This window comes from Tardiphaga sp. 839_C3_N1_4 (assembly GCF_051811045.1).
Classification (GTDB): domain Bacteria; phylum Pseudomonadota; class Alphaproteobacteria; order Rhizobiales; family Xanthobacteraceae; genus Tardiphaga.
Map to the genome: position 1 here is coordinate 3874005 of NZ_JBPWQD010000001.1, position 25680 is coordinate 3899684.

At 61.9% G+C, this 25680-nt stretch carries 24 protein-coding genes; 8 read left to right on the forward strand and 16 right to left on the reverse strand.

What is annotated here, in order from left to right; genetic code table 11:
- Window positions 1-85 precede the first annotated feature (85 nt).
- The 3 genes from AB8A38_RS18490 to AB8A38_RS18500 all read right to left on the reverse strand — a co-directional run bounded on the left by AB8A38_RS18490 (window position 86) and on the right by AB8A38_RS18500 (window position 3049).
- Window positions 86-2125, reverse strand: coding sequence for an OmpA family protein (locus AB8A38_RS18490; protein ID WP_439086989.1), 2040 nt, complete (start codon window positions 2123-2125; stop codon window positions 86-88).
- 198 nt (window positions 2126-2323) lie between these two features.
- On the reverse strand, window positions 2324-2563 hold the full coding sequence (locus AB8A38_RS18495) for a hypothetical protein (RefSeq protein WP_068737881.1): 240 nt from the start codon (window positions 2561-2563) through the stop codon (window positions 2324-2326).
- Complete coding sequence (locus tag AB8A38_RS18500) at window positions 2564-3049, reverse strand: pyridoxamine 5'-phosphate oxidase family protein (RefSeq protein WP_089266897.1); 486 nt, start codon at window positions 3047-3049, stop codon at window positions 2564-2566. It lies immediately after the preceding gene.
- A 147-nt stretch (window positions 3050-3196) separates the two neighbouring features.
- Between AB8A38_RS18500 and AB8A38_RS18505 the strand changes: the two genes are divergently transcribed.
- Entirely contained in the window at window positions 3197-3583 is a 387-nt protein-coding gene (locus AB8A38_RS18505) for an MAPEG family protein (RefSeq protein WP_439086990.1), read from the forward strand.
- Between the two features lie 37 nt (window positions 3584-3620).
- Here the strand turns inward: AB8A38_RS18505 and AB8A38_RS18510 are convergent, their stop codons facing one another.
- The 9 genes from AB8A38_RS18510 to sdhC all read right to left on the reverse strand — a co-directional run bounded on the left by AB8A38_RS18510 (window position 3621) and on the right by sdhC (window position 14137).
- Complete coding sequence (locus tag AB8A38_RS18510; protein ID WP_439086991.1) at window positions 3621-5600, reverse strand: ABC transporter ATP-binding protein/permease; 1980 nt, start codon at window positions 5598-5600, stop codon at window positions 3621-3623.
- A 51-nt stretch (window positions 5601-5651) separates the two neighbouring features.
- On the reverse strand, window positions 5652-7781 hold the full coding sequence (locus AB8A38_RS18515; protein ID WP_439086992.1) for an ATP-binding protein: 2130 nt from the start codon (window positions 7779-7781) through the stop codon (window positions 5652-5654).
- Between the two features lie 99 nt (window positions 7782-7880).
- Window positions 7881-8654: an ABC transporter permease gene (locus tag AB8A38_RS18520; RefSeq protein ID WP_093757930.1), complete on the reverse strand. Its 774-nt coding sequence runs from the start codon at window positions 8652-8654 to the stop codon at window positions 7881-7883.
- Window positions 8651-9439, reverse strand: coding sequence for an ABC transporter ATP-binding protein (locus AB8A38_RS18525; RefSeq protein WP_439086993.1), 789 nt, complete (start codon window positions 9437-9439; stop codon window positions 8651-8653). Before AB8A38_RS18525 ends, AB8A38_RS18520 begins: the two co-directional genes overlap by 4 nt.
- A 30-nt stretch (window positions 9440-9469) precedes the next feature.
- Complete coding sequence (locus tag AB8A38_RS18530; protein WP_439086994.1) at window positions 9470-10486, reverse strand: ABC transporter substrate-binding protein; 1017 nt, start codon at window positions 10484-10486, stop codon at window positions 9470-9472.
- A 205-nt stretch (window positions 10487-10691) separates the two neighbouring features.
- Entirely contained in the window at window positions 10692-11474 is a 783-nt protein-coding gene (locus tag AB8A38_RS18535; RefSeq protein WP_068737894.1) for a succinate dehydrogenase iron-sulfur subunit, read from the reverse strand.
- A gap of 24 nt (window positions 11475-11498) precedes the next feature.
- Complete coding sequence (gene sdhA / locus AB8A38_RS18540) at window positions 11499-13337, reverse strand: succinate dehydrogenase flavoprotein subunit (RefSeq protein ID WP_315840057.1); 1839 nt, start codon at window positions 13335-13337, stop codon at window positions 11499-11501.
- A 3-nt stretch (window positions 13338-13340) separates the two neighbouring features.
- On the reverse strand, window positions 13341-13742 hold the full coding sequence (gene sdhD / locus AB8A38_RS18545; RefSeq protein ID WP_068737898.1) for a succinate dehydrogenase, hydrophobic membrane anchor protein: 402 nt from the start codon (window positions 13740-13742) through the stop codon (window positions 13341-13343).
- Window positions 13739-14137: a succinate dehydrogenase, cytochrome b556 subunit gene (gene sdhC, locus AB8A38_RS18550; protein ID WP_439086995.1), complete on the reverse strand. Its 399-nt coding sequence runs from the start codon at window positions 14135-14137 to the stop codon at window positions 13739-13741. The genes sdhD and sdhC overlap by 4 nt, the downstream gene beginning before the upstream one ends.
- Before the next feature lie 246 nt (window positions 14138-14383).
- Between sdhC and AB8A38_RS18555 the strand changes: the two genes are divergently transcribed.
- On the forward strand, window positions 14384-15232 hold the full coding sequence (locus AB8A38_RS18555; RefSeq protein WP_439086996.1) for a sulfite exporter TauE/SafE family protein: 849 nt from the start codon (window positions 14384-14386) through the stop codon (window positions 15230-15232).
- A gap of 232 nt (window positions 15233-15464) precedes the next feature.
- Window positions 15465-16325, forward strand: a complete 861-nt coding sequence (locus tag AB8A38_RS18560) for a cation diffusion facilitator family transporter (protein WP_439086997.1) — start codon at window positions 15465-15467, stop codon at window positions 16323-16325.
- A gap of 74 nt (window positions 16326-16399) precedes the next feature.
- Here the strand turns inward: AB8A38_RS18560 and AB8A38_RS18565 are convergent, their stop codons facing one another.
- Window positions 16400-17914 (reverse strand): malonate--CoA ligase, encoded by a 1515-nt coding sequence (locus tag AB8A38_RS18565; RefSeq protein ID WP_439086998.1) that lies wholly within the window; start codon window positions 17912-17914, stop codon window positions 16400-16402.
- Between the two features lie 416 nt (window positions 17915-18330).
- On the opposite strand from AB8A38_RS18565, the gene AB8A38_RS18570 reads away from it, so the two are divergent.
- The 3 genes from AB8A38_RS18570 (at window position 18331) to AB8A38_RS18580 (ending at window position 20605) form a co-directional block, all read left to right on the forward strand.
- Window positions 18331-18918: a fasciclin domain-containing protein gene (locus tag AB8A38_RS18570; RefSeq protein WP_315840053.1), complete on the forward strand. Its 588-nt coding sequence runs from the start codon at window positions 18331-18333 to the stop codon at window positions 18916-18918.
- 256 nt (window positions 18919-19174) lie between these two features.
- Window positions 19175-19810: a cytochrome b/b6 domain-containing protein gene (locus AB8A38_RS18575; RefSeq protein WP_093757926.1), complete on the forward strand. Its 636-nt coding sequence runs from the start codon at window positions 19175-19177 to the stop codon at window positions 19808-19810.
- Between the two features lie 12 nt (window positions 19811-19822).
- A complete protein-coding gene (locus AB8A38_RS18580; RefSeq protein ID WP_439086999.1) occupies window positions 19823-20605 on the forward strand; it encodes a molybdopterin-dependent oxidoreductase in 783 nt (260 codons plus the stop codon).
- Here the strand turns inward: AB8A38_RS18580 and AB8A38_RS18585 are convergent.
- A complete protein-coding gene (locus AB8A38_RS18585; RefSeq protein ID WP_439088555.1) occupies window positions 20592-21725 on the reverse strand; it encodes a YbfB/YjiJ family MFS transporter in 1134 nt (377 codons plus the stop codon). The genes AB8A38_RS18580 and AB8A38_RS18585 overlap by 14 nt on opposite strands.
- 191 nt (window positions 21726-21916) lie before the next feature.
- Between AB8A38_RS18585 and leuB the strand changes: the two genes are divergently transcribed.
- A complete protein-coding gene (gene leuB / locus AB8A38_RS18590; RefSeq protein WP_439087000.1) occupies window positions 21917-23029 on the forward strand; it encodes a 3-isopropylmalate dehydrogenase in 1113 nt (370 codons plus the stop codon).
- Window positions 23030-23103: 74 nt separating this feature from the next.
- Here leuB and AB8A38_RS18595 read toward each other — a convergent pair whose 3' ends face one another.
- On the reverse strand, window positions 23104-23481 hold the full coding sequence (locus AB8A38_RS18595; protein ID WP_089266485.1) for a hypothetical protein: 378 nt from the start codon (window positions 23479-23481) through the stop codon (window positions 23104-23106).
- A gap of 186 nt (window positions 23482-23667) precedes the next feature.
- Window positions 23668-24471, reverse strand: coding sequence for a hypothetical protein (locus AB8A38_RS18600; protein WP_439087001.1), 804 nt, complete (start codon window positions 24469-24471; stop codon window positions 23668-23670).
- A gap of 115 nt (window positions 24472-24586) precedes the next feature.
- On the opposite strand from AB8A38_RS18600, the gene AB8A38_RS18605 reads away from it, so the two are divergent.
- Window positions 24587-25621 carry an aspartate-semialdehyde dehydrogenase gene (locus AB8A38_RS18605; protein ID WP_439087002.1) on the forward strand — a complete coding sequence of 345 codons (1035 nt, stop codon included), beginning with the start codon at window positions 24587-24589 and terminating at the stop codon, window positions 25619-25621.
- The last annotated feature ends 59 nt before the right edge of the window (window positions 25622-25680 follow it).

Consider the following 25680-nt stretch of genomic DNA (forward strand, 5'->3'; position numbering starts at 1 on the left):
AGACCGCAACGACAGCGCCTCAACAATCAACGAAAACAAAAATGGCCGGGATCGCTCCCGGCCATTTTCTTTCATATCAATCCGCTCAGCGACGCGGCGGTGCCGTGCCCGGAGGCGGCGGGGGCAGCGAAGCCTGACCACCATTGAGCAGCGGCGTGATGTTGCGGATCGTGACGCGGCGGTTCTGGCGCTCCGGACCGTCGGTCTGGATCTTTAGATACTGCTCGCCATAACCCTGCGACGTCAGGTTTTCTGCCGGCACCTGGAATTGCTGGGTGAGCAATTCAGCCGCCGACTGCGCGCGGCGATCCGACAGCGACAGATTGTCGACATCGGAGCCAACCGCATCGGTGTGACCCTCGATGAGGAACACCGCGCGCGGGTTGCGCGAGATCGCCCGGTTGAGACCATCTGCGATCACCTGCAGCTTCGAGGCCTGATCCGGCGGGATATCCCACGAGCCTAGCTCGAAGTTGATCGAGTCCAGATCGATCGACGGCATGCGCTGGCGCACCATCGGGCTGTAGCGGATTTCATCGAGCGTATAGCGGCGCTCGATGCGATCCACCGGCGGCGCGATCAGCGTATCGTAGACCAGATCGGGCGAGGCCTGATCGTAGTCGACAATGTAACGGTTCTGCGGAATCCGGATCATCGGCGGCGGCAGATCGACATAGAAGCCGAGACCACCCGGACCGCCGGGGCCACGCGGACCGCGGAACGAGTTATCGATGATGATGATCTCGCGTCCCTCACGATCCCTGCGGATACGTCGCAGCAGCTGGCCGTCGCGGCCGACCACCGTGATGATCTGCGAACCATCGGGACGGATCACGATGGTCCGGTCCTCGCCGCCGACCCGATCCGTACGGATGTCACGCGCGCCGTAGCGGAAGCGATCGACTTCGTTGTGGCGGATGAACGATTGACCGCTCGGATCCTGCACGATGATGCGTCCGGGCTCGGTGATGATCGTGCGACCGCCTTCCTGGCGCTCGCTGCGCTGGCCGCGGAAATCGCCCATGTTGCGCGGCCCTTGAGGGGCAGCGCCCGGTGCGATCGGCGTCAGCGCTACTGCCGGCGGCGGCGCCTGAGGGATCGGTGCCGTCACCGTTGGTGCAGGTGGCTGCACGACCTTGATGTTGCCGCCACCGGGGGCGACCACGAGAGGTGCAGCAGTGCTCGTGGGCGGCGCAGCGGCGGGTGCCGTAGCGTTCGGCGCGACACCGGGCGCAGCAGCGTTGGGCGGCGTGCCGGGTGCACCGGGCGCGCCTGCGCCCGGACCACCAGGAGGACCACGGCGGCCATCCGAACCTCGTCCGTCAGGACCACGCCCATCAGGGCCACCGGGGCGACCAGACGGAGGCGCACCCGCAGCAGGCGGTGTGCCAGGCGCAGCCGGAGCTGCCGACGGCGCCGGTGCTGCAGCAGGAGGCGTTGCCGCAGGGGGAGTCGCAGCCGCTGGTGGCGTCGCCGGTGTTGGAGCCGGTGGCGGCGCAGCAGCAGGTGTCTGCCGCGCGGCAGGCGGAGTTGCTGCAGGCGCTGTCGCCGGCGCCGCGGCTGGTGGCGTTGCAGGCGCAGGACGTGCACCAGCCGGCGGCGTTGCACCGGGTTCACGGCGCTCAGGACGTCCTTCGCCGGGCTCGCGACGTTCGGGACGCGCAGCGGGCGGCGTTGGCGCCGACGGAGCTACAGGCGCAACGGTGGGCGCAGGAGGTGCGGCACGCGGGGCCGGAGGCGCGACGGGAGCCGGCGGCGGGGTTGGGCGCGGCGGCGGAGCGGCCGCAGGTGGCGGGGGTGGCGGCGGTGCCGGGCGCGGAGGTGCAGCCGCAGGCGGCGGCGCAGCAGGAGGTGCCGGAGGCGCGGGACGCGCAGCAGGGGGAGCCGGTGGCGGCGGTGGCGGCGCAGGGCGTGCGGCCGGCGGCGCAGCGGCGGGAGGCGCAGCAGCTGGCGGAGCCTTGGGTGGTGCCTTCGGGGGAGCCTTGGGCTCACCTTCAGGCGCAGCAGGTGCGGCCTGCGCGAGCACGATCGGCGCATCGACACTCGACGCATAAGCAGCGGTCGCTGCGATATGCGCAACGCCGAGCGTCGTCGTGGCCAGCAATACGAGACGAAGTTTTGTCATGATAGACCTTGGGCCCCCGGATAAGGATCTTCGACAAACTGATTTTTGTCGGCCGAACAAATCGGCACATTGATCAACTGATATGCATTGGGCCGGAATGTGGCGACAGGCAAATGCAAATTCGTTTTTATTTTCGACACGACAATGGCCCAAACGCGCTTTGTTCATTGCGCGTTCAGGCCATCGATCTGTAGTTCGCTACATCACTGCAGGCGGCCGTTGACCCGGATTGATATCAGGATTTGGCACCGGCATCTCATCAGGCACATCTCCAGGTAGCTCTTCGGGTCGCGACGGCTCACCGGGGTCGCGCACCGGCGGCGGTACCTCGGGCCGCGGATTGCCCGGCGGGCTCTCCTGCGGCGGTTCGGAGGGTTGACCGGGCTTGATCGGCGGATCCTCGACGGGATCGATGCCGGGTGAATCGTCTTTAGGCATCTAGATTGCGACCTTACGGTTGGTGCCGATGTCCGGACGCGTACCAGTCACAGCCGCAGCGGCCATCTTCACATAGCTGATCACAGTGCCCGGCGAGTCCCAGAACTCGGCATCGTCAGGCGTGAACTTCAGCACGCGAATATTCGGATCTTCTGCGCTGTCCCACCACGCCTTTGCGGAGGTGGTGAACAGCTCCTTGATCTTGGCGCGATCGTTCGAGACGGCAGCCGTGCCGCTCACCGACACATACTTCTGATCGCTCGCATCTGCGAAAGAGAGATTCACGTTCGGATTGCGCTTGATCTCATCATCCTTGTGTCTGCGCGCATCGCTGAGGAAGTAGACCGCATCGGCTTCGCGATCCACATAGGCAGCCATCGGGCGCGCTCGCAGCTTGTCGCCATCATGCGTCACCAGCATGGCAAAGCCGATCTTCTTCATCAATTCCCAGGCACGCTCGATATCGCGGGTATTGTCATTGGCCATCATCTGTCTCCTTTGGGGTTGAACTGACAACGGCGCGATCGATGCGATGTTCCGCGACAACGGGCCAGATGAAGGCGAGTTTGACAGCGGAACAGGAACCGCTCATCAAGACGCAGTTTGGCCATACTATTTCATCTGGGGGATTCGATGCCGTTCGCCTATTGGAGCATTTTGATTGCTGCACTGCTGCCGCTGATTATTATTAGTTATGCCAAAGCGGGATCGCGCGATAACAGCGCACCACGCGACAGCGCCGAGAACCTTTCAGGCGCCAAGCGCCGCGCCTATGCCGCGCATCAGAATGCCTTCGAGAGCTTCCCGTTCTACGCCGTTTCGGTCGTCGCAGCGCTGAACTTTGGCGCATCAACGACGACGGTGAGCGTGCTGGCCGCCCTCTATCTCGCGTTTCGGATTGCGCACGCGCTGCTGTACATCGCGGATAAATCGTCGCTGCGCTCAGCCGCCTATGCCGGCGGGCTCTTCGCCAATATCGCGATCTTCCTGTCGCCGGCGCTGAAGATCAACTTCTTCTAAGTCGAAACACGCAGCAAGCGCCTCATAGCGCATGGTGTCACGCCGCGCTCCTGGCCGGCTTGCGATGGCGCAGGAAGCGGCCGAGCAGACGGCGCTTACCCTTACGCGGGATGAGATCGATGTCGCTGACCAGCTTGGCGCCGCCCTTGCGGCGCTCCAGCACGATCTTGCGGCTGTGGAAGGCTTCAAGCTCGACTCGATGCGCGACAGATACCACCGTGGCGTTGGGCAGCTCCTTGGTGAGCAGCTCCATCATCTTGTCCTGGCTCTTCGCGTCCAGCGCCGAGGTCGCTTCGTCCAGCACAATGATATCAGGGCGGTGCAAAAACAGCCGCGCGAAAGCGAGACGCTGCTTCTCGCCGCCGGACAGCGTCTGGTCCCACGGCGCATCCTCCTCGATCTTCTCCTTGAGATGACCGAGCCCGACCTTGTCGAGGGCCTCGCCGATCTGCTCGACGGTCCAGTCCTCCGACGCCGCGGGATAGGCGGCTGCGCGGCGCAAGGTGCCTGACGGCACATAGGGCTTCTGCGGCAGCATGAAGAGCCGCCGGTCCGGATGGAAATTGACGCTGCCACCACCCCATGGCCACAGGCCCGCAATGGCACGCACCAGCGTGCTTTTGCCGGTGCCGGACTCGCCCGCGACAAGCAGACGTTCACCAGGCTCGATCTTCACTTCGGCGTCGCCGACGACGGCAGTGCCGTCGTCGAGCGTCACGGAGAGATCATGCAGGCTCAGCATCGTCTCATCCGTCGTTTCGCCGCGCTTGATACGGCCGATACCGTCACCAAGCTCGGCGCGTTCGAGGCCATCCAGCGACATCATCAGTGAGGCGATGCGGCGCGCGCAGGCGTTCCAGTCGGCAAGGCGCGGATAGTTGTCGACCAGCCAGCCGAATGCGCTTTGCACGATGGTAAACGCAGACGCCGCCTGCATCACCTGACCGAGCGACATGCTGCCGTCAAGAAATTTCGGCGCGCACAGCAGCAGCGGCACGACGGGCGCGATCAGGCTCGAGCCCTGCGACACCAACGTGGTACGCATATGCTGTCCGGCGAGACGCGCCCATTGCCTGAGGACATTGCCGAAGGTCTTGTCGATCCCGTCGCGCTCTTCCTCTTCGCCGCCGAGCAGCGCGATACTCTCGCCGTTCTCGCGCACGCGGGTGAGCGCATAACGATACTCGGCCTCGGCCTGGTTCTTGTCTTCGGAGATCTGAACGAAACGGCGGCCGATCACCATGATCGAACCGGATGCGATGGCGGCATAGATGATCGCGGCAATGACGAGGAAGCCGGGAATGGTGATGACGCTGCCGCCGACCGTCAGCGTCAGCGCACCGCCGATCGTCCACAACACAACGATGAAGGTGGTGGCGGAGAGAAACGCGGCAATGACGCCGGAGACGAAGTCGACCGGCGAGTCGGTCGCGATGCGCAGATCCTCGGCGATTCGATATTCGGGATTCTGGTGATCGCCACCGACAAGATTGAGCTGATAGTAGCGACCGTTGGTGAGCCAGCGCGACACCACAGAATTGGTCAGCCATGCGCGCCAGCGACGCTGGATGCCCATACGGCCATAGACCTGCGCGACGCCCAGCAACACGCTGCCGATGGCGAGCGGAAAGAACACGCCGGTGAGATGAAACACGCTGGCCGCATCGCGTTTCTCGATGGCGTCGAAGATCGCGCGGTTCCAGACATTGATGCCGTATTGAAACGCCACATTGGCGACGATCATCAACAAGAGGCCAATCGAGAACACCCAGGCGAGTCTGTCACCCGACTTGCCCCAGAAGCCGCGCGCACTGATCCAGAACCGCGTCAGCAGATAATCCTTGCGCGCCTGCTCGGCCTCTTCCGGCGTCAGGTCCGGATCGGGTTCGACCACTTCAGGCGGCGGCGGCTCGATATGCTTGCCGTCCTCGCCAACGACCCCGACAATCGGCCCCTTCACATCGGACGCGTCGGATGCGGGTGCAGGCTTGGATTCGTTAACGGAATGTTTGCTCATGGCGCGATAACGCCAAGGAAATCAAAAGGTTCCTTGGAGTTCCCAGACGGCTCAAACAGCCTCGCGCTGGGCCTTGCGCCAGGTGCCGGCCTTGCTGAGCACGCGCGACAATTGCTCGATCGAATAGGGCTTATGCAGCAGCTCGAACCCGAAGGTGCCGTTCTGCGCCAGCACGTGACTGTAGCCGGAGGTCAGCACCACCGGCAGATCCGGATAGAGTTTTCGAATCTCCTGCGCCAGTTCGATGCCTGTCATTCCCGGCATCACCACGTCCGAGAAGACGACGTCATAGTGCGTGGCGTGGCGGGCGAGTTCGGCGAGCGCTTCCTGAGCGTTCGGCCGCAGCACGGTGGTGTAGCCAAGCTCGCTCAGCGCATCGGTCGCAAAAGTCCCGACGTCGCGATTGTCCTCCACCACCAGCACCGACATGCCGTGGCCATCGACGACGGGCGCTTCGCTCGCCGACAGCGCCGGCGCGATGCTGTCGCCGGGGACGCGCGGCAGATAGAGCGTGAAAGTGCTGCCCTTGCCGACTTCGCTGGCGACCATGACCTCACCGCCGGATTGTTTGGCAAAGCCAAACACCTGCGAAAGTCCGAGGCCAGTGCCCTGCCCGACTTCCTTGGTCGTATAGAATGGCTCGAAGATGTGCTCGAACTGATCGGCAGGAATACCGGCGCCGGTGTCGGATACTGAGATCGCCACATAGCCGTCAGACCTCAGGGCGAGCGCAACAGGGATTTGCTCTGCCGCGCTGACAGCGATCGTCAGCCGCCCCTCGCCCGCCATGGCATCGCGCGCGTTAACCGCGATGTTGATCAACGCGGTTTCGAACTGACCGATATCCGCATCCACGAACAACGCCTCATCAGGCACATGGGTCATAATCTCGATGGGCGCCCCCGTCAGCGTGCCGATAATCTCGCTCACCGAATGCACGCATTGGCCGACATCGAATACTTCAGGCTTCAGCGTCTGGCGCCGCGCAAAGGCCAGCAATTGCGCCGTCAGCTTGGCGGCGCGATTCACGGTTTCGGAGATCGCTGCAATGTAGCGGGCACGACGATCCGGCGAGAGATCGGGCCGTTGCAGCAAGTCGACTGACGAACGGATCACTGTGAGCAGATTGTTGAAGTCATGCGCGACGCCGCCGGTCAACTGCCCGAGCGCTTCCAGCCGCTGGCCATGTTTCAGCGCTTCTTCGGCCTCACGCCGTTTCATCGCTTCGAAATTAAGCCGGCGGGTACGGCGGATCGCGAATGCCAGCAACAGGAACAGCAACGCCGTCGCAGGAACACCGAAGATCAGATGATAGCTGATGGTGCGCAGCCAGCGCGCACGGATCGCTGAAGTTTCAAGACCTGCCGCGACATAGACCGGATAGCCGGCGAGCCTCTGATAACCGATGCGGCGCTCGACATTGTCGCCGGGCGAGACAAGCGTGACCAATCCTCCGGCGGGATGGGCCGACAATGTGCGGCCCACGGGCCCCTTAGGATCGAGGCGCACCTCACGGTCGAGCTGCGGATATCGTGCCAGGATCGAACCATCGGTGAGACCAAGCGCAAAGAAGCTCCCGGCATCGTGGCCGATGCGCGCATAGAAACGATCGAAATATTCCGGAAAGACAGAGGCCTGCACTACGCCGGTGAAGCTGCCATCGGTCGAGACCCGCCTGCGACTCACGCCAAAGAACGGAGCGCCCTGATAGGGCGGTCGCGGTAACAGCGATTGACCGATGAACGTGCCGGCATCACCTGCGATATGGACCCTGTAATAATCGCGATCCGAGAAATCGAGATCCGGCAGCGTCAGATCCAGACTGTTGACCAGCGCGCGGCCTTTATTGTCGAACACCCAGACCGACTTCAACTGCGGCAGCGCATCGGTGAGCTGCTTCAGCCGGCCCGCCATCTGGTCCGATTGCGCACGCAGCTCGTCGTCGGATTTGCCGCGTACGATCTCGTTCATTTCGGACAGGCTGCGGTCGATCGTCTCGAACACCTTCAAAGCGTGTTCGTGCGCCACATCGAGCGCGCGCTCGATCTCGCGATCGGCGATCTCGCGCGTCGACACCCACGACGTCGCCGCCGCAAACAGAAACAGTGCAAGCGGAAGGGCCAGCGATGCAGCCATCATCCATTGCAGCGTTCTCAACGAATTTTGGTGTTCGGTCTTCACAGCACCTGCCCGACTCCCTGCAGTCTAGCGCAAGGGCGGTATCTCACCAACCGCTCCGCGGGCGGGAACCCGCCGTGGGCGGGAGGAGGTCCTGTGGCGTTAGCCGGCCGCGCTCATTTGCGACCGGAAGGCCCATTTGGTGAAATGCTGCTCGATCCCCGCGAACACCGCGTACATGAGCACGCCTTCGAAGGCGAGCAGCAGCAAGGCGGCGTAGACATTCGCCATGCGGAAGCTGGCACCCTCCAGCGCAATCAGGTAGCCGAGCCCGGCATTGGCGCCGAGCGTCTCCGATACCACCGTGCCGACGAAAGCCAGCGTGATGGCGATCTTCAGCGAGCCGAAGAAATATGGCAGCGCACGCGGAATGCCGACCTTGAGCATGATGTCGAGCTTGCCGGCGCCGAGTGCCCGCAACACATCCTCGAGTTCCGGCTCGGTTGTCGCCAGACCGGTGGCGATATTGACCACGATCGGAAAGAACGAAATCAGGAAGGCGGTGACGATCGCCGGCACTTCGCCGATGCCGAACCACAGGATCAGCAGCGGCACAATGGCGACCTTCGGGATCGTGTTGAAGCCGATCATCACGGGATAGAGCCCGCGATAGATCGCCCGCGACCACCCCACCACGAGGCCGAGAATGATGCCGAAGCCGACGGCCAGGGCAAATCCGACCATGGTCACCCAGAGCGTGACCCAGGAGTGATAGAGAAACACCCGCCAGAGTTTGAACATCGCCGCGAAGGCGGCCGATGGCGGCTGCAACACCGACGTGTTGACCTTGAAGACGATGCAGGCCAGCTCCCAGACTAGGAAGATGGCAATGGTGAAGAGCCAGGGCGAGAGCTTTTCGAGTGTCCTCGGGTTCATGACTGGCGCACCTCGGCGATCTTCATGCGCAGCTCCATCACGATGTCGCCGAACTCCTTTTCATAGGTCACCTGCAGATCGCGCGGACGCGGGAAATCTACCGGCTTGATCTGGACGATGTGGCCGGGGCGCGCGCTCATGACGTAGATATTATCAGCAAGGAACGCCGCTTCGCGCAGATCATGCGTCACCAGAATCACGGTGAAGCCCAAGCGCTGCCAGAGATCGCGCAGCACGCACCACAGTTCCTCGCGTGTGAACGCGTCAAGGGCGGCGAAGGGCTCGTCGAGCATCAGCAGCGCTGGCTCGTGGATCAACGACCGGCACAGGGAGACGCGCTGTTGCATGCCGCCGGACAATTCCCAGGGATAGCGGTCACCGAAGCCGGCGAGACCGACCGTGGCCAGCAACTGCTCGGCCTTGGCGCGGAATTCGGCCTTCTTCGATCGGAACTGCGAGCGATGCGGTTCTACAATTTCCAGCGGCAGCAGGACGTTGTCGATGACCTTGCGCCACGGCAGCATATTGGCGTTCTGGAACGCCATGCCGGCCATCTTCACCGGTCCCGTCACTTGTTTACCGTCGATGGCGATGGTGCCAGCCGTTGGCTTGTGCAGGCCGGTGACGAGCCGCATCAAGGTGGACTTGCCGCAGCCAGAGGGGCCGACCACCGCGGCGAATTCGCCGCGCTGGACTTTGAGCGTCGCATCCTGAAGCGCGACAATGTCACCCGAGGCGCCACGGTATTTGAGCGTGACGCCGTCGATATCTACGAACGCTTCCATGCGCGGCGACCTGACCTTCTGTCGTGGCGCTTAGAACTTGCGTGCGTCGGCCGGGGGCAGATACTCCGACGTGAACAGATCCCCCGCCTTCGGCTTCGGATTCTTGAACTCGTAGGTCACGGCGATCTGATCGATGGCATCCGTCATGCGCTTCTCGTCGATGCCGCCGACGCCATTCGCCTTCACCCACGGGGTCACAAAGTTGTCCCTCAGCGACATCTTGAGACGGGCGAGTTCGATCTTCTCGTCAGCGGTCTCGTTGCGCTTCATCACCGACTTGATGGCGGTGTCGGGGTCCTTGATGGTGTCGATGATGCCCTTGACGGTCGCGCGCACGAAGCCGGCCACGAGTTTCGGATTGGCCTTGGCGAATTCGGGGTTCACCATGATGGCATTGCCATAGAGCACGATGCCGTAGTCCGACATCAGCATTACCTTGATGTCCTTCTCGGCTATGCCCTTGGACATCAGGTTAAAGTAGGACGAGAACGAGAAGCCGGTGATCGCATCGACCTTGCCGTCGGCGAGCATCGGCTCGCGCACCGGGAAGCCGACATTCTCGATCTTCACCTTGCTGTCGTCGATCTTGTTCTCTTTGACGAAAGCCTTCCATTGCGCGAAAGCGCCATCCGGTGCCGGCGCGCCCAGAATCTTGCCTTCGAGGTCCTTCGGCGAATTGATGCCGGACTTCGCGATGCTGACGATGGAGAACGGTGGCTTGTCATAGACCATGAGGACGCCCTTGACGTCCTTGTCCGGATTCTGGTCGCGGAAGCGCGCCAGCGAATTGATGTCGAAGAAGCCGATCGGATAGGTGCCCGCCGCGACGCGGGCAATGCCGGCGACCGAGCCCGGACCGGAGTCGATGGTCACGTTGAGGCCTTCGGCCTTGTAGTAGCCCTTGTCGAGCGCAACGAAATAGGGTGCGGACGGACCTTCGAATTTCCAGTCGAGCGCGAATTTGACATCGGTATCGGCGCTCGCAGATAGCGCAGACGCCAGCAGCGCTGCACCCGCCATGACGCTCAAACCCAGCTGACGAAACATGGAAAACTCCCCCTGATCAATTATCAGGCACAGGCTAGCACAGCCCGTGCCAACCTTGGCGAGTCCCCTTTTCAACGAGAAATAGAGCCACAACGGCAAGGGATCGGGGTTAGGGGAGGCAATCCGCTCAAATAATGGGCAAAAAAGAACACCGGCCTGCTGGGCAGACCGGTGTTCTCCTTGGCAGATCCAGATCCGTCGAAGGTCAGACCTGACGTTCGACCATCTTCATTTTCAGCTCGGCGATAGCTTCGGAGGGGTTGAGGCCCTTCGGGCACGCTTTGGCGCAGTTCATGATGGTGTGGCAGCGATAGAGCCGGAACGGATCTTCGAGATTGTCGAGACGCTCGCCGGTGGCTTCGTCGCGGGAGTCCTTGACCCAGCGGGTGGCCTGAAGGAGGGCAGCCGGACCGAGGAAGCGGTCGCTGTTCCACCAGTAGCTCGGGCACGAGGTCGAGCAGCAGGCGCACAGGATGCATTCGTAGAGACCGTCGAGCTTCTCGCGATCCGAATGGCTCTGCTTCCATTCCTTCTGCGGGGTCGGCGTGGTGGTCTTCAGCCACGGCTCGATCGACGCATACTGGGCGTAGAAGTTGGTGAGATCCGGCACCAGGTCCTTCACGACAGGCTGATGCGGCAGCGGATTGACCTTGATAGCGCCGTCATCGACTTCGTCCATCGCACGGGTGCAGGCCAGCGTGTTCTGGCCATCGATGTTCATGGCGCAGGAACCGCAGACGCCCTCACGGCAAGAGCGCCGGAAGGTCAGCGTCGGATCGATGTTGTTCTTGATCCAGATCAGACCATCGAGAACCATCGGACCGCAGTCGTTGGTGTCGATGTGATAGGTGTCGACCGACGGGTTCTTGCCGTCATCCGGATTCCAGCGATAGACGCGGAATTCGCGCGTCTGCGTGGCACCGGCCGGCTTCGGCCATTCCTTGCCGCCGGTGATCTTGGAATTCTTCGGAAGTGCGAACTCAGCCATTCTCTCAAGCCTTCGCTGTCATCATTAGTACACGCGCGCTTTGGGCACGATGTACTGAACGTCGTTGGTCATCGTGTAATCGTGCACCGGGCGATAATCGATGGTGGTCTTGCCACCCTGATCGATCCACGCCAGCGTGTGCTTCATCCAGTTCTTGTCATCGCGATCCGCGAAATCCTCACGCGCATGCGCGCCGCGGCTCTCGGTGCGGTTCGCCGCCGAGTCCATGGTGACGATCGCCTGAACGATCAGGTTGTCGTATTCGAGGGTCTCGATGAGATCCGAATTCCAGACCAGCGACCGGTCGGACACGGCGATGTCGCCGATGCCACTATAGACCTTGTGAATCAAGGTCTTGCCCTCGTCCAGCACTTCGCCGGTACGGAACACGGCGCAGTTGGTCTGCATGACGTGCTGCATGTTCTCGCGCATCTTCGCGGTCGGCGTGCCGCCCTTCGAATAACGATAGTGATCGAGACGGCCGAGCGCGCGGTCGGCCGAGTCCTTCGGCAGGTCTGGCTGCTTGGCATTCGGCGTCAGCTTCTCGGCGCAGCGCAGCGCGGCCGCGCGGCCGAACACCACGAGATCGATCAGCGAGTTGGAGCCGAGACGGTTGGCGCCGTGCACCGACACGCAGGCGGCTTCGCCCACGGCCATCAGGCCCTGCACCACCGCATTGTCGTCGCCATCCTTCTTGGTGACGACTTCGCCGTGATAGTTGGTCGGGATGCCGCCCATATTGTAGTGCACCGTCGGAACGATCGGGATCGGCTCCTTGGTGACATCGACGCCGGCGAAGATGCGCGCCGAGTCGGAGATGCCCGGCAGACGTTCCGCCAGCACCTTTGGATCGAGATGGTCGAGATGAAGGAAGATGTGATCCTTCTTCTTGCCGACGCCGCGGCCTTCGCGGATTTCGATGGTCATCGCGCGCGAAACGACGTCGCGCGAGGCAAGGTCCTTGGCCGACGGTGCGTAGCGCTCCATGAAGCGCTCGCCTTCGGAATTGACGAGATAGCCGCCTTCACCGCGTGCACCTTCGGTGACAAGACAGCCCGAACCGTAAATGCCGGTCGGATGGAACTGAACGAATTCCATGTCCTGCAGCGGCAAGCCAGCACGCAGCGCCATGGCACCACCGTCACCGGTGCAGGTATGCGCCGAGGTGCAGGAAGCGTAAGCGCGGCCATAGCCGCCGGTGGCGAGAATGACGGTCTGCGCCTTGAAGCGATGCAGCGTGCCGTCGTCGAGCTTGAGCGCAATGACGCCGCGGCAGACGTTCTGATCGTCCATGATCAGGTCGATAGCGAAGTATTCGATGAAGAATTCAGCCGAGTGGCGCAGGGCCTGGCCGTACATCGTGTGCAGCATGGCGTGACCGGTACGGTCGGCGGCCGCGCAGGTGCGCTGGGCCTGGCCCTTGCCGTAATCCATGGTCATGCCGCCGAACGGGCGCTGATAGATCTTGCCGTCTTCGGTGCGCGAAAACGGCACGCCCCAGTGCTCGAGCTCGTAAACGGCGTCGGGCGCGTTGCGCACCATATATTCGATCGAGTCCTGATCGCCGAGCCAGTCCGACCCCTTCACGGTGTCGTACATGTGCCAGCGCCAGTTGTCCTCGTGCATGTTGCCGAGCGAGGCGGAGATGCCGCCCTGTGCTGCAACCGTGTGCGAGCGGGTCGGGAACACCTTGGTGATGCAGGCCGTGCGCAGACCGGCCTCGCCGCAGCCGACGGTGGCGCGCAGGCCGGCGCCGCCGGCGCCAACGACAACGACGTCATAGGTGTGATCTTCGATGGGATAGGCGTGGCCGTTGGTGGCGGGGCCGCCAACGCCGTTCGCGCCAGTGCCGTTGACGGCCATGCGCTACACTCCGGATGAAAGTTTAAGGATGGCGTAGATCGATGCCAGCGCCACGGCGGCAGAGAAGAAGTTGTTGCCGATGATCGAGATCAGCTTGATCTTCTCGTCATGGACATAGTCTTCGATCACGACCTGCATGCCGATCTTCATGTGCCAGATGCTAGCAACGATGAAGAGCAGCATGACGATAGCCACGATCGGCGAACCGAGGACCTGCGCAACGCCGGCCTGATTGCTTCTGAAAACCGACATCACGATGAAGATCACAGGGATCATCAGCAGCAGCATGGCCACGGCGGTCAGGCGCTGACGCCAGAAGTCCGAGGTGCCGGAATGCGAGGAGCCGAGACCACGGACGCGGCCGAGCGGCGTGCGCACCGACTTCGGCGAGTTGGAACCGCTCATCGTCCGCCTCCGACCGCGTATGCAATGATCCAGAGCAGGATGGTGATGCTGATGCCGCCGATCAATGCGGCCCAGGTGAGCCATTCACGCTCGGATGGCTTGAATCCGTAGCCGAGATCCCAGACCAGATGGCGGATGCCGCTCATGGCATGATGGATCAGCGCCCACGTGTAGCCGAATGCGATCAGGCGACCGATGATGCTGCCGGTGAAGGCCTGCACATGCGCATAGGCTGCTGGGCCGGACGCAGCGGCGATCAGCCACCAGACAAGAAGCAAAGTGCCGAAATACAAGGCGACGCCGGTAGCGCGATGCACGATGGACAGCGCCATCGTCAGGGTCCAGCGGTACACTTGCAGATGCGGCGAAAGGGGTCGTTCGATCCGAGCGGTCATTTAGCAACTTTGACAGGTTAATGGGCAGACGGTGCCCGATTGGGGATCGCGTAGAGCAATTCTATTTACGAACTCAAAACAACCAGTGCAATCGCGAAATGACATACTCCGAACAATCGTTCAGAGCTTCAAATGAGCCTTGCATTTGCGGGTATTGACAGTTGCCAGGCTTGTTGCTGACAGCCTTGGTGAAGCGCGATTCATGAGAACTTCATGATGCGATAGCAAATGGCAATCGGGGCGGGAATGACCGGACTCAATGTAACCGAGATTGTCGAACTGGCGGCGCTTCTTATTGCCGTCGGCGCACTGGCGGGTTTCCTAGCAGGTGTCTTCGGGATAGGCGGCGGCGCCATCCTGGTCCCCGTATTTTACGAGTGTTTCCGCATCGCCGGAGTGCCTCTGGAAGTGCGGATGCCGCTCTGTATCGGCACCTCGCTGGCCATTATCATCCCGACCTCGATCCGGTCCTTCCGTGCCCATATGGCCCGCGGCGCCGTAGATATGGAGATCCTGCGGAAGTGGTGGTGGCCGATCCTGATCGGCGTCATCATCGGCAGTGTCACCGCCCGCTATGCGCCGGAGCGGCTGTTCAAGATCGTTTTCGTTGCCGTTGCCTGGTCCGCGGCGGCACGGCTGCTGCTCGCGCGCGACGGCTGGAAGCTCGGCGACGACCTGCCCGACGGCCCGCTGATGAAGATTTACGGCTTCTTCGTCGGTCTGCTCTCCACGCTGATGGGCATTGGCGGCGGATTGTTCTCGAACCTGCTGATGACCTTTTATGGCCGGCCTATCCATCAGGCGGTGGCGACATCCTCAGCACTCGCCGTGCTGATTTCGATCCCCGGCGCCATCGGCTACATCTATGCCGGCTGGCCGGCCGCCGCGCGCTTTCCCGATGTCGCAGCGCTGCAGCTGCCCTTCGCTGTCGGTTATGTCTCGCTGATCGGCGCGCTGCTGGTGATGCCGACCAGCCTGCTGGTGGCGCCGCTCGGCGTGAAGGCGGCACATGCGATGTCGAAGCGCGCGCTGGAAATGGCGTTTGGAATTTATCTATTCATCGTCGGCAGCCGGTTTGTCATCGCTCTAATATGACCCCGTAAATCAGAGCGGCCGACGCACAACAGCTACCGTAATAGTATCCGGATCATAACTTGCTATGGATGCCGTCAGACCACGCGACGGAACACCGATGGCGCACTCACATCACGATCATGACGACCACGGTCACACACACGACCATGCCGGCCACGACCACGCGCAAGGCGATCACGCCGGTCATTCCCACGGTCCCGGCGGACATGTGCATGCGCCCGCTAATTTCGGCATGGCTTTTGCCGTCGGCATCAGCCTCAATACCGTCTTCGTCGTCATCGAGGCGATCTATGGCTATGCCAGCGGCTCGATGGCGCTGGTGGCCGATGCCGGGCACAATCTCTCGGATGTGCTCGGGCTGATCGCGGCATGGACCGCAGCTGTGCTGTCAAAGCGCGCGCCGACGCCGCGCTTCACCTATGGCTTGCGCGGTTCTTCAATTCTCGCGGCGCTCTTCAACGCGGTGTTCCTGCTGGTTGCCGTCGGTGCCATCGCCTGGGAAGCCGTATTGCGACTGTTCAATCCCGAACCGGTAGCCGAGATCACCGTGATGATCGTCGCCACCATCGGCATCGTCATCAACGGCGTGACCGCCTGGCTGTTTGCCTCGGGCCGCAACAGCGACCTCAACATTCGTGGCGCCTATCTGCATATGGTCGCCGACGCCGCGGTCTCGGTTGGCGTGGTCATTGCCGCGATCGTCATCATGTTCACCGGCTGGCTGCGGATCGACGCCCTGACCAGCCTCGTCATCTGTGTGCTGATCGTCTGGGGCACCTGGAGCCTCTTGCGCGACTCCGCTGCGATGTCGCTCGCCGCCGTTCCGCGCGGCATCGACCCCGTTGCCGTGCGCGGCTACCTCGAACAATGCCCGGGCGTCGCGCAGGTGCACGACCTGCATATCTGGCCGATGAGCACAACCGAAGTGGCGCTGACCTGTCACATGGTGATCCCGTCAGGCGCACCCGGCGACGCCTATCTGATGGAAGTCGCCGCGCGCCTGAAGCGTGACTTCGGCATTGAGCACGCGACGATCCAGATCGAGATGGATCCGAATTCGGCCTGCGCACTCGCGCCGGAGCATGTGATCTAGGGTATGGCCACACAGCATCTCATGGTTCGAGACGGCGCTACGCGCCTCCTCACCATGAGGGATCGTGCGAGGACTTACTTCGCGTAGATATCCTTGTAGCTATCGCGCAACACGTTCTTCTGCACCTTGCCCATGGTGTTGCGCGGCAGATCGTCGACGAAGATCACGCGCTTCGGCATCTTGAACTTGGCGATCTGGCCATCGAGTGCCTTGAGCACGGAGGCCTCATCGATCGCCGTCTTCTTGTCGCTCACGACCACCGCGGTGACGCCCTCACCGAAATCCGCATGCGGCACGCCGATCACGGCGCTTTCGATCACGCCGGGCATGGCGTCGATCTCGCTTTCGATTTCCTTCGGATAGACATTGAACCCGCCGGAGATCACCAGATCCTTGCCACGACCAAGAATGTGCACATAGCCCTTGGCGTCGATCTTTCCGAGGTCGCCGGTGATGAAGAAACCGTCGTCGCGGAATTCCGCCTTGGTCTTCTCGGGCATCCGCCAATAGCCCTGGAACACGTTCGGGCCCTTCACCTCGATCATGCCGATGGTGTCACGCGCGAATTCCTTGCCGGTCTCAGGATCGGTAACGCGCACGGACACGCCAGGCAGTGGGAAGCCCACCGCGCCGGGTACCCGCTCGCCGTCATAGGGGTTCGACGTGTTCATGTTGGTTTCGGTCATGCCGTAACGCTCGAGCACGGCGTGGCCGGTGCGCGCAAACCATTCGCGATGGGTATCGGCCAGCAGCGGCGCGGAGCCCGAGATGAACAGCCGCATGTGGCTGCAGGACTCTTTCGTCAGGTTCGGCGACTGCAGGATACGCGTGTAGAAGGTCGGCACGCCCATCAGCACGGTGGCGCGCGCCATCAGCTTGATGATGAGTTCCGGATCGAGCTTCGGCAGGAAGATCATCGACGCGCGCGCAAACAGCGTCACATTGCTTGCCACGAACAGACCATGCGTGTGATAGATCGGCAGCGCGTGGATCAGCACGTCGTCCCTGGTGAAACGCCAGTATTCAACAAGGCTGAGCGAATTCGAAGCCAGATTGTCGTGGCTCAGCATCGCTCCCTTGGAGCGGCCGGTGGTGCCCGACGTATAGAGGATTGCGGCGAGATCCTCGTTCTTGCGCTCGACTGTCTGGAAGTCCGGCTTTTCCTTCGCTGCCGCATCGGTCAGCGACCCCTTGCCGTCCGCGCCAAGCGTCTCGACCTTCGCGCCAACCTTGGCCGCAATGGTGGCGAAGCCTTCAGCCTTGGAGGGATCGCACACCACCAGCGAGGGTTCGGCGTCGGTAATGAAGTAATCGAGCTCGTTGAGCGTGTAGGCCGTGTTGAGCGGTAGATAGATCGCGCCGGCGCGCACGGTCGCCAGATACAGCACCAGACCGGGCACTGACTTCTCGGTCTGCGCCGCCACACGGTCACCTGGCTTGACGCCACGGGCCACCAGAACATTAGCCATCTGGCCCGCCAGCGCGATCAGATCGCCATAGCTGATGTGCTTGCCCTCGGGCGTCTCGATCGCGAGACGCGAAGCATCGTCGAGTTTGTCGAACAGGCGAGAAAACAGGTTGGCGTTCATGGCAAGGTCACGCGGTGCAGGAGTGCGGGAGCGACCGGTGCAGAAGGCCCAACGATCGCGTCAATTTGTCCCGTTCCTTAGCAAGAATGGCCATATCTAGGCAACGCATCCTGCAGGCGGCTGGACCGCCATATCCGGTGGATCAGCCCCTCAAGTCGCGTCATCTCGTCGCGACTTCCGCTCATGATTGTATCAAACGCGATGCATCGAACTCGTTATTGATTGCCGCGCGCGAACGAAATGCACCCGCAAAAGTTTCAGCGGTGACAAAAAATATAGACTGAAACTGGCCCCCGAGGCCTCGCGTAACTCGGGCATCGACGGCGCAATCGAAACTCCAAGGGATTGCCGCGGTCGATACCCAATCATCGCACCAGCGAGATCGCTGGTCACTTACATCACTCGGGAGACGATCCATGTCCAAGCGCATTGCACTTCTGTCGGCCGTCGCATTCAGCACCCTCGCCATCACTGGCGCCGTGCTTGCCCCCGCACAGGCCGAAGACAAGAAGATGATGAAGAGCGAAATGTCGGGCGAGAAGACCGTCATGGTCGGCGGCGCGCCGATGTATCCGTCGAAGAACATCGTCGAGAACGCCGTCAACTCGAAGGATCACACCACGCTGGTCGCCGCCGTAAAGGCCGCCGGCCTGGTCGATACGCTCTCCGGCAAGGGCCCGTTCACGGTGTTCGCACCGACGAACGCCGCCTTCGGCAAACTGCCGGCCGGTACCGTCGACACGCTGGTGAAGCCTGAGAGCAAGGCGACCCTGACCAAGATTCTGACCTACCATGTGGTCCCCGGCAAACTGAATGCCGCCGACCTCAAGGACGGCCAGAAGCTGAAGACCGTGGAAGGCGAAGAGCTGACCGTGAAGGCTTCTGGCGGCAAGGTGATGATCGTCGACGCCAAGGGCGGCTCCTCAACCGTGACCATCGCCGACGTCAACCAGTCGAACGGCGTGATTCACGTCATCGATACTGTCCTGATGCCGAAAGCCTGATCTCCGGCTTCTGCGAAACAAGTTCGCGCATCCTGACTTGTCCCCACCGGATGCGCGCGCGTCCCCCAAGGATACCGAGGGGCGCACAAAGGAGCGAGCCGGGGCAACCCGGCTCGCTTTTTTGTGATCGGTATGAGCCGACCCGACCGGGGTTGTTATAAGAGCCGCCGTAACGAACGACCGGTTATGCCGTATAGCTGCTAATAACTCGCGTCACCGAGCACCATCGAACCACTGCTCAGCCCAGGATATGCCTATGTCGAGCATCACAGCCGCCGGCGACCGCGCCGCAACCAAGGTTACGAATACCAAAGTCATCCAGCCAGCCTGGGTGCGCGTCGTGCACTGGATCAACGCCGTCGCGATCGTGCTGATGATCATGTCGGGCTGGCAGATCTACAATGCCTCGCCGCTGTTCAATTTCACCTTCTCATCGTCGATCACGCTCGGCGGCTGGCTCGGCGGCGGCATCATGTGGCACCTCGCCGCGATGTGGCTGCTGGTGATCAACGGCCTCGTCTATCTGACGCTTGGCATGGTCACCGGACGCTTCCGTAAGAAGCTGCTGCCGATCTCAGCGAAAGGTGTGCTCGACGACACCAAGGCTGCGCTGACCGGCAAGCTCTCGCACGCTGATCTCTCAACCTACAATCAAGTGCAGAGGCTGCTCTATACCGGGATTATCGTGGTCGGCATTCTGATCGTCCTGTCGGGCCTGGCCATCTGGAAGCCTGTCCAGCTGCAATATCTTACTGCGCTGTTCGGCGGCTACGACACCGCCCGCTATGTGCATTTCTTCATGATGGCGGCCATCGTCGGCTTCCTCGTCATCCACGTCGCTCTGGCCCTGATCGTACCGAAGAGCCTGCGCGCGATGATCATCGGACGCTGAGGAAATACGACCATGATCAAGAAAATCCGCTCCCTCATCATTCCCGGCGTCGACAAGAATCTCCTCGTCAAGGACGCCACGAAATTGATGCCAGACCTGTCGCGCCGTCGTTTCATCGCGTCGGGTGCAAGCTTCGGCGCGTTAACGCTGCTCACCGGCTGCGACGTGAGCGACAGTCTCTCGGCCGAGAGCCTGCTGACACACATGTCCAAGTTCAACGACATGGTGCAGGCCCGAATCTTCAATCCGAACACGCTGGCGCCAACCTATTCCGAGAAAGACATCAAGCGTCCATTTCCGTTCAATGCCTTCTATGCCGAGGACGACGCGCCGAATGTCGACGGCAAGGAATGGAAGCTCGAAGTCTCCGGCCTCGTCCAGGACAAGAGGTCCTGGACGCTGGATGAACTGCACAAGCTGCCGGAAGTATCACAGATCACCCGCCATATCTGCGTGGAAGGCTGGAGCGCCATCGGCTCCTGGCAGGGTACGTCGCTGCGTGACTTCCTGAAACTGGTCGGCGCGGACACCAATGCAAAGTGGGTCCATTTCCGCTGCGCCGAGGACTATACGAGCTCACTCGATATGCCCACGGCCATGCATGCGCAGACCCAGATGACCTTCAAATTCGACAACCAGCTTCTGCCGCGGGCCTATGGTTTCCCGATGAAGATCCGCGTACCGACCAAACTCGGATTCAAGAATCCGAAATACGTCGTCGCGATGGAAGTCACCAACGACTACAAGGGCGGCTATTGGGAAGACCAGGGCTATAACGATTTCAGCGGGAGCTGATCGGCTTCTGGAACATCGACATGGCAGCGCCAATCGCGAGCGTCGCCGCCGAAACCACCAGCGCCGACGTCAGACTTCCCGTCGCATCGGTGATGGCACCCACCGCGATCGGGCCCAGGGTCTGGCCGATGCCGAACACGATCGTCACCGCTGCAATGGCCTTCGACCATGCCGCCCGAGGATAGTTGAAGCGCACGAAGGCCGTGGTCGCCGCAACCACCGCGAAGAATGCAACGCCGAAAACGGCGGCGGAGATGCCGAGCACCACAGGCGAATGCCCGAGCAGCGGCATCGCCGCGCCTACCGCATTGGTGCCGAGAATGATTGCCATGGCGCGGCCGCTCTGGCCACGCGCGAGCACGCCGCGCCACAGCCATGGCGACGCGAACGAGCTGACGCCGATCAGACACCAGAACGCACTCTGGGCCACCGCGCTGCCGCCGCCATCGCGTACATAGGCAATCATGAAGGTCATGTAGGCGATGTAGCCGGCGCCAAACATGAAATAGGCAATGAGGTAAATCCACATCGGGCGGATCGCGACGGATGGCGCGGCCTCAGTGGACGTGCCTTCCGCCGCATCGACCAAACGCCGCAGCAACGGCAGGCCCATCACCACCGAGACGAGGCCGATCACCAGCCAGACGATCCACCAGGAGCCTGCGCCAAAGCCTTGCAGCACAAAAGGCGCGATCAGGCCGGACACCAGAATGCCCATTCCCGGCCCGGCATAGAACAGGCTGAGCAGATAGGACGAACGCTCCGGATGCGCGAGACCGATGGTCGCCGCCAGCGCGCCGCCTGCCACAAACGAGATGGCCGCGCCAAATCCGGTGACGAAACGGGCGATGCTTAGCAGCGTGAAATCCGCCGTGATGCCACAAAGCAATAGCGACGCAATGCAGGCCGCCGTGCCGATCTGGATCACCGCGAACAGACCATACCGTTTGCCGAGACCTGCTGCCGCGAGTGCGCCGAGCAGATAGCCGGCCGCGTTGACGGTATTCATGAAGCCCGCGGCCGAATAGGACCACTGCAAGCTGTCGCGCATATCCGGCAATACAAGCGAATAGACGAAGCGCCCGATGCCGAGCCCGATGGCGGGCGCGAGCGACAGCATGAGGATCAGCACAGCCGGATCACGGCGCGAAAACGAAGGGGTGGATGACGTCACTGGCTACTCCGGCTGGGCGTCACTGTCGCAGGTTTTGCGCCGGCTGCAATCGACGCTTGCAGCAAGGCTGTCTTGCCAATGCAGCAATGACGGCTTAGCACTCGCCCGAAATTCAGCGTTCAGAGAAGGAAACGATCATGGCGGCGCACAAACTGCTGGTTCTCCCCGGCGACGGGATCGGCCCCGAAGTGATGGCGGAGGTGACGCGCCTGATCGACTGGATCGACGCCCAGGGCATCGCCAAATTCGAAACCGAGACCGGCCTGGTTGGCGGCGCATCCTATGATGCCGACAAGCTGCCGATCACCGATGCCACCATGGCCAAGGCCAATGCTGCCGACGCCATCATCTTCGGCGCTATCGGCGGCCCGAAATGGGACGGCGTCCCCTATGAGCATCGCCCGGAAGCCGGCCTGCTGCGCCTGCGCAAGGATCTCGGCCTGTTCGCCAATCTGCGTCCGGCGGTCTGCTATCCCGCCCTCGCCGACTCCTCGAGCCTGAAGCGCGAAGTGGTTGAGGGCCTCGATATCATGATCGTGCGCGAACTCACCGGCGGTGTCTATTTCGGCGAGCCGAAGACCATCACCGATCTCGGCAACGGCCAGAAGCGTGCCGTCGATACGCAGGTTTACGACACCTATGAAATCGAGCGCATCGCCCGCGTCGCTTTCGATCTGGCCCGCAAGCGCCAGAACAAGGTGACGTCGATGGAGAAGCGTAACGTCATGAAGTCGGGCGTGCTCTGGAACGAGGTTGTCACTCAGGTGCATGGCCGCGAATACAAGGACGTCACGCTCGAGCATCAGCTCGCTGATTCCGGCGGCATGAACCTCGTGAAGTGGCCGAAGCAGTTCGACGTCATCGTCACCGACAATCTGTTCGGCGACATGCTCTCCGACATCGCAGCGATGCTGACCGGCTCGCTTGGCATGCTGCCCTCGGCCTCGCTCGGCGAAGTCGATGCCAAGACCAAAAAGCGCAAGGCAATGTATGAGCCGGTGCACGGCTCAGCGCCGGATATCGCCGGCAAAGGCATGGCCAACCCCCTGGCCATGATCGCCTCGTTCGGCATGGCGCTGCGTTATTCGCTGGAGATGGGCGAGTTGGCCGACAAGGTCGACCAGGCGATCGCCGCGGTGTTGGCGAAGGGCCTGCGCACGGCGGATATCAAGTCGGACGGCGCGACCATTGTGAGCACGTCCGGCATGGGCGAAGCGCTGCTGAAGGAACTGCAGGCGCTGCACGCTTAAGCGCGCACGAACCTCTCCCTAAACAAAAAATGCCCGGCTGAGCCGGGCATTTTCGTATCGATAGATCATTGCGCTCAGTAGAGCGGAAAGCGCTCGGGATAGCCGCCGAGATCCCACTGCGAGTTGAGCGGCTGGCGATCCAGCGGACGGTTGTTGTTGTCGCGGGCGAAGGAGTAGCCGGGCGGATAGGCGTAATCGGTGAACTTGCGGTCGCCCGGAAGCACTTCAACGCCAGCATCGAGCCAGGAGCGGCGCGTCACATAAACGCGGGTGCGGCCCTGCTGATAGGACACGTTCGGGCCGCGTGCGCCATAAACAGCGTCACGGTCAGAAACACGAACCTTCTTCTTGGTGGCAGCATCGGCCGGCGAGACGGCAACGGCGGTCGCGATGACGGCAACCGTCGCGAACAACATGGCGAGAGTTTTCGCGGCGGGGAATTTCAAGGTCATCAGGTCCTCATTGCAGTCAGAAGATCGGCGTTCAAAAGCCGAGTCGGCAAATCCGATTTGCGGTCAATTTAGCTGGCCGGGGTATCCGGCCACAAGGTCTATCCGGCCACAGTCGTCGATATAATGCGCGGTGTGGCCGAATGTTGCATGTAATCCAAGGTCTTGGTCCAACCCATCACGAAGAGGTCACAGGCTGCCGCGCAGCAGCGGGTTCTGGGCGCCGGTGACCCAGTCGGCCGAGGTGGCTGACAGCGCCACGCCACTGATGCAGCCCATCTGCCTCAGATCTGCCTGCGCGAACGCTTCCTGCAGCCGGGGTTCATTGCCGGCTGTCAGCAGCACCAGCCGGTTCAAGGTGCAGCCTATGGCCGCCCGCCGGGCCGGCAGGCCGTCGCCCTGGCACGACCAGCCGGAAATCCTGAGATTGGCGGCATCCAGGGTCTTCATGAAGCCGAGGCAGCGCTTGCTGTCCTTCAGCCGGTCGGCAAAGCCCATCAGGGCAACCGGCCCGAATTTGCTGTCGATGATGCCCTCGCCCACCACTTCACGGACGCCGCCGGGGTCCATGCGGCCCGCGATGTCCGCCGCTGGCGGACCTGCCCGCTCGGCCTCGGCACCAGGGCGATACAATTCCAGTTCGGCCACCGGGGGCTCCCCTGGCGACGCCCAGCGCAGGACATCCTTGCGGCCCCCTTCGGGGTGCCTCATGATCTCGTAAGACGCTGTTTTACCTGACAAATCGAACTGGCTGACGGCAAAAGCGGGATGGGAGCGGCTGGCGACACTCCAGCCAGCCTTGGCGGCTGGTTCACTGCCGAAATCGAATTCCAGCCCATCGAACACGGTGACCGCGGCCATGACAACCAGTGCCAGTGCCCCCATATAAGCGAGCAGACGCACGGCGATGGCGCCGCACTCGTCGGCAAAGCTCTGCAGGACCGGATGGACGCCTGCCGACTTTGGGTGGTGCGAAACCAAAATTGAACGCATCAAAACACGCAAACATGCTTAGGACGTTGTCTTTGCGACGTTTCTCGCATAGAAGCGCGGCTCTTCCCTTTCCACGGTATGTGGGGGTGAAGCATATTTCTTCGGAGAGTGAACGATGGGTTACAAAGTCGCGCTGGTCGGAGCGACCGGCAATGTCGGGCGTGAAATGCTCAGCATTCTGGATGAACGTAAATTCCCCGCTGACGAGGTCGTGGCGCTTGCGTCGCGCCGCAGCATGGGCGTTGAGGTTTCCTTCGGCGACAAAACCCTGAAATGCAAAGACCTTGCGACCTATGACTTCAGCGACGTCGACATCTGCCTGATGTCGGCCGGCGGAGCCGTGTCCAAGGAATGGTCGCCGAAGATCGGCGCAGCCGGTGCCGTCGTGATCGACAACTCGTCGACCTGGCGCATGGACCCGGACGTGCCGTTGATCGTGCCGGAAGTAAACGCTGCTGCCGTTGATGGCTTCAGCAAGAAGAACATCATCGCAAACCCGAACTGCTCGACTGCGCAGCTCGTGGTGGCGCTGAAGCCACTGCATGACAAGGCAACCATCAAGCGCGTCGTCGTCTCGACCTATCAGTCGGTGTCGGGCGCCGGCAAGGATGCGATGGACGAGTTGTTCTCGCAGACCAAGGCCGTCTACACCAACAGCGAGCTGGTCAATAACAAATTCCCGAAGCGTATCGCCTTCAACGTCATCCCCCAGATCGACGTGTTCATGGAGGACGGCTACACCAAGGAAGAGTGGAAGATGATGATGGAGACCAAGAAGATTCTTGATCCCAAAATCAAGATGTCCGCGACCTGCGTGCGCGTGCCGGTGTTCGTCGGCCACTCGGAAGCGGTCAACATCGAATTCGAGAACCCGATCTCGGAAGATGAAGCCCGCGACATCCTGCGCAATGCGCCAGGCTGCCTCGTGATCGACAAGCGCGAGCCCGGTGGCTACGTCACGCCTTATGAAGCCGCCGGCGAAGACGCTACCTATATCAGCCGTATCCGCACGGATGCGACGGTCGATAACGGTCTCGTTCTGTGGTGTGTCTCGGACAACCTCCGCAAGGGCGCGGCGCTCAACGCCGTGCAGATCGCGGAATGCCTGATCAACCGCAAGCTGATCACCGCGAAGAAGAAGGCCGCGTAAACTTCCCGCAGCCTCGCAAAAACAACGAAGCCCGGTCGCAAAAGCGTCCGGGCTTTTTC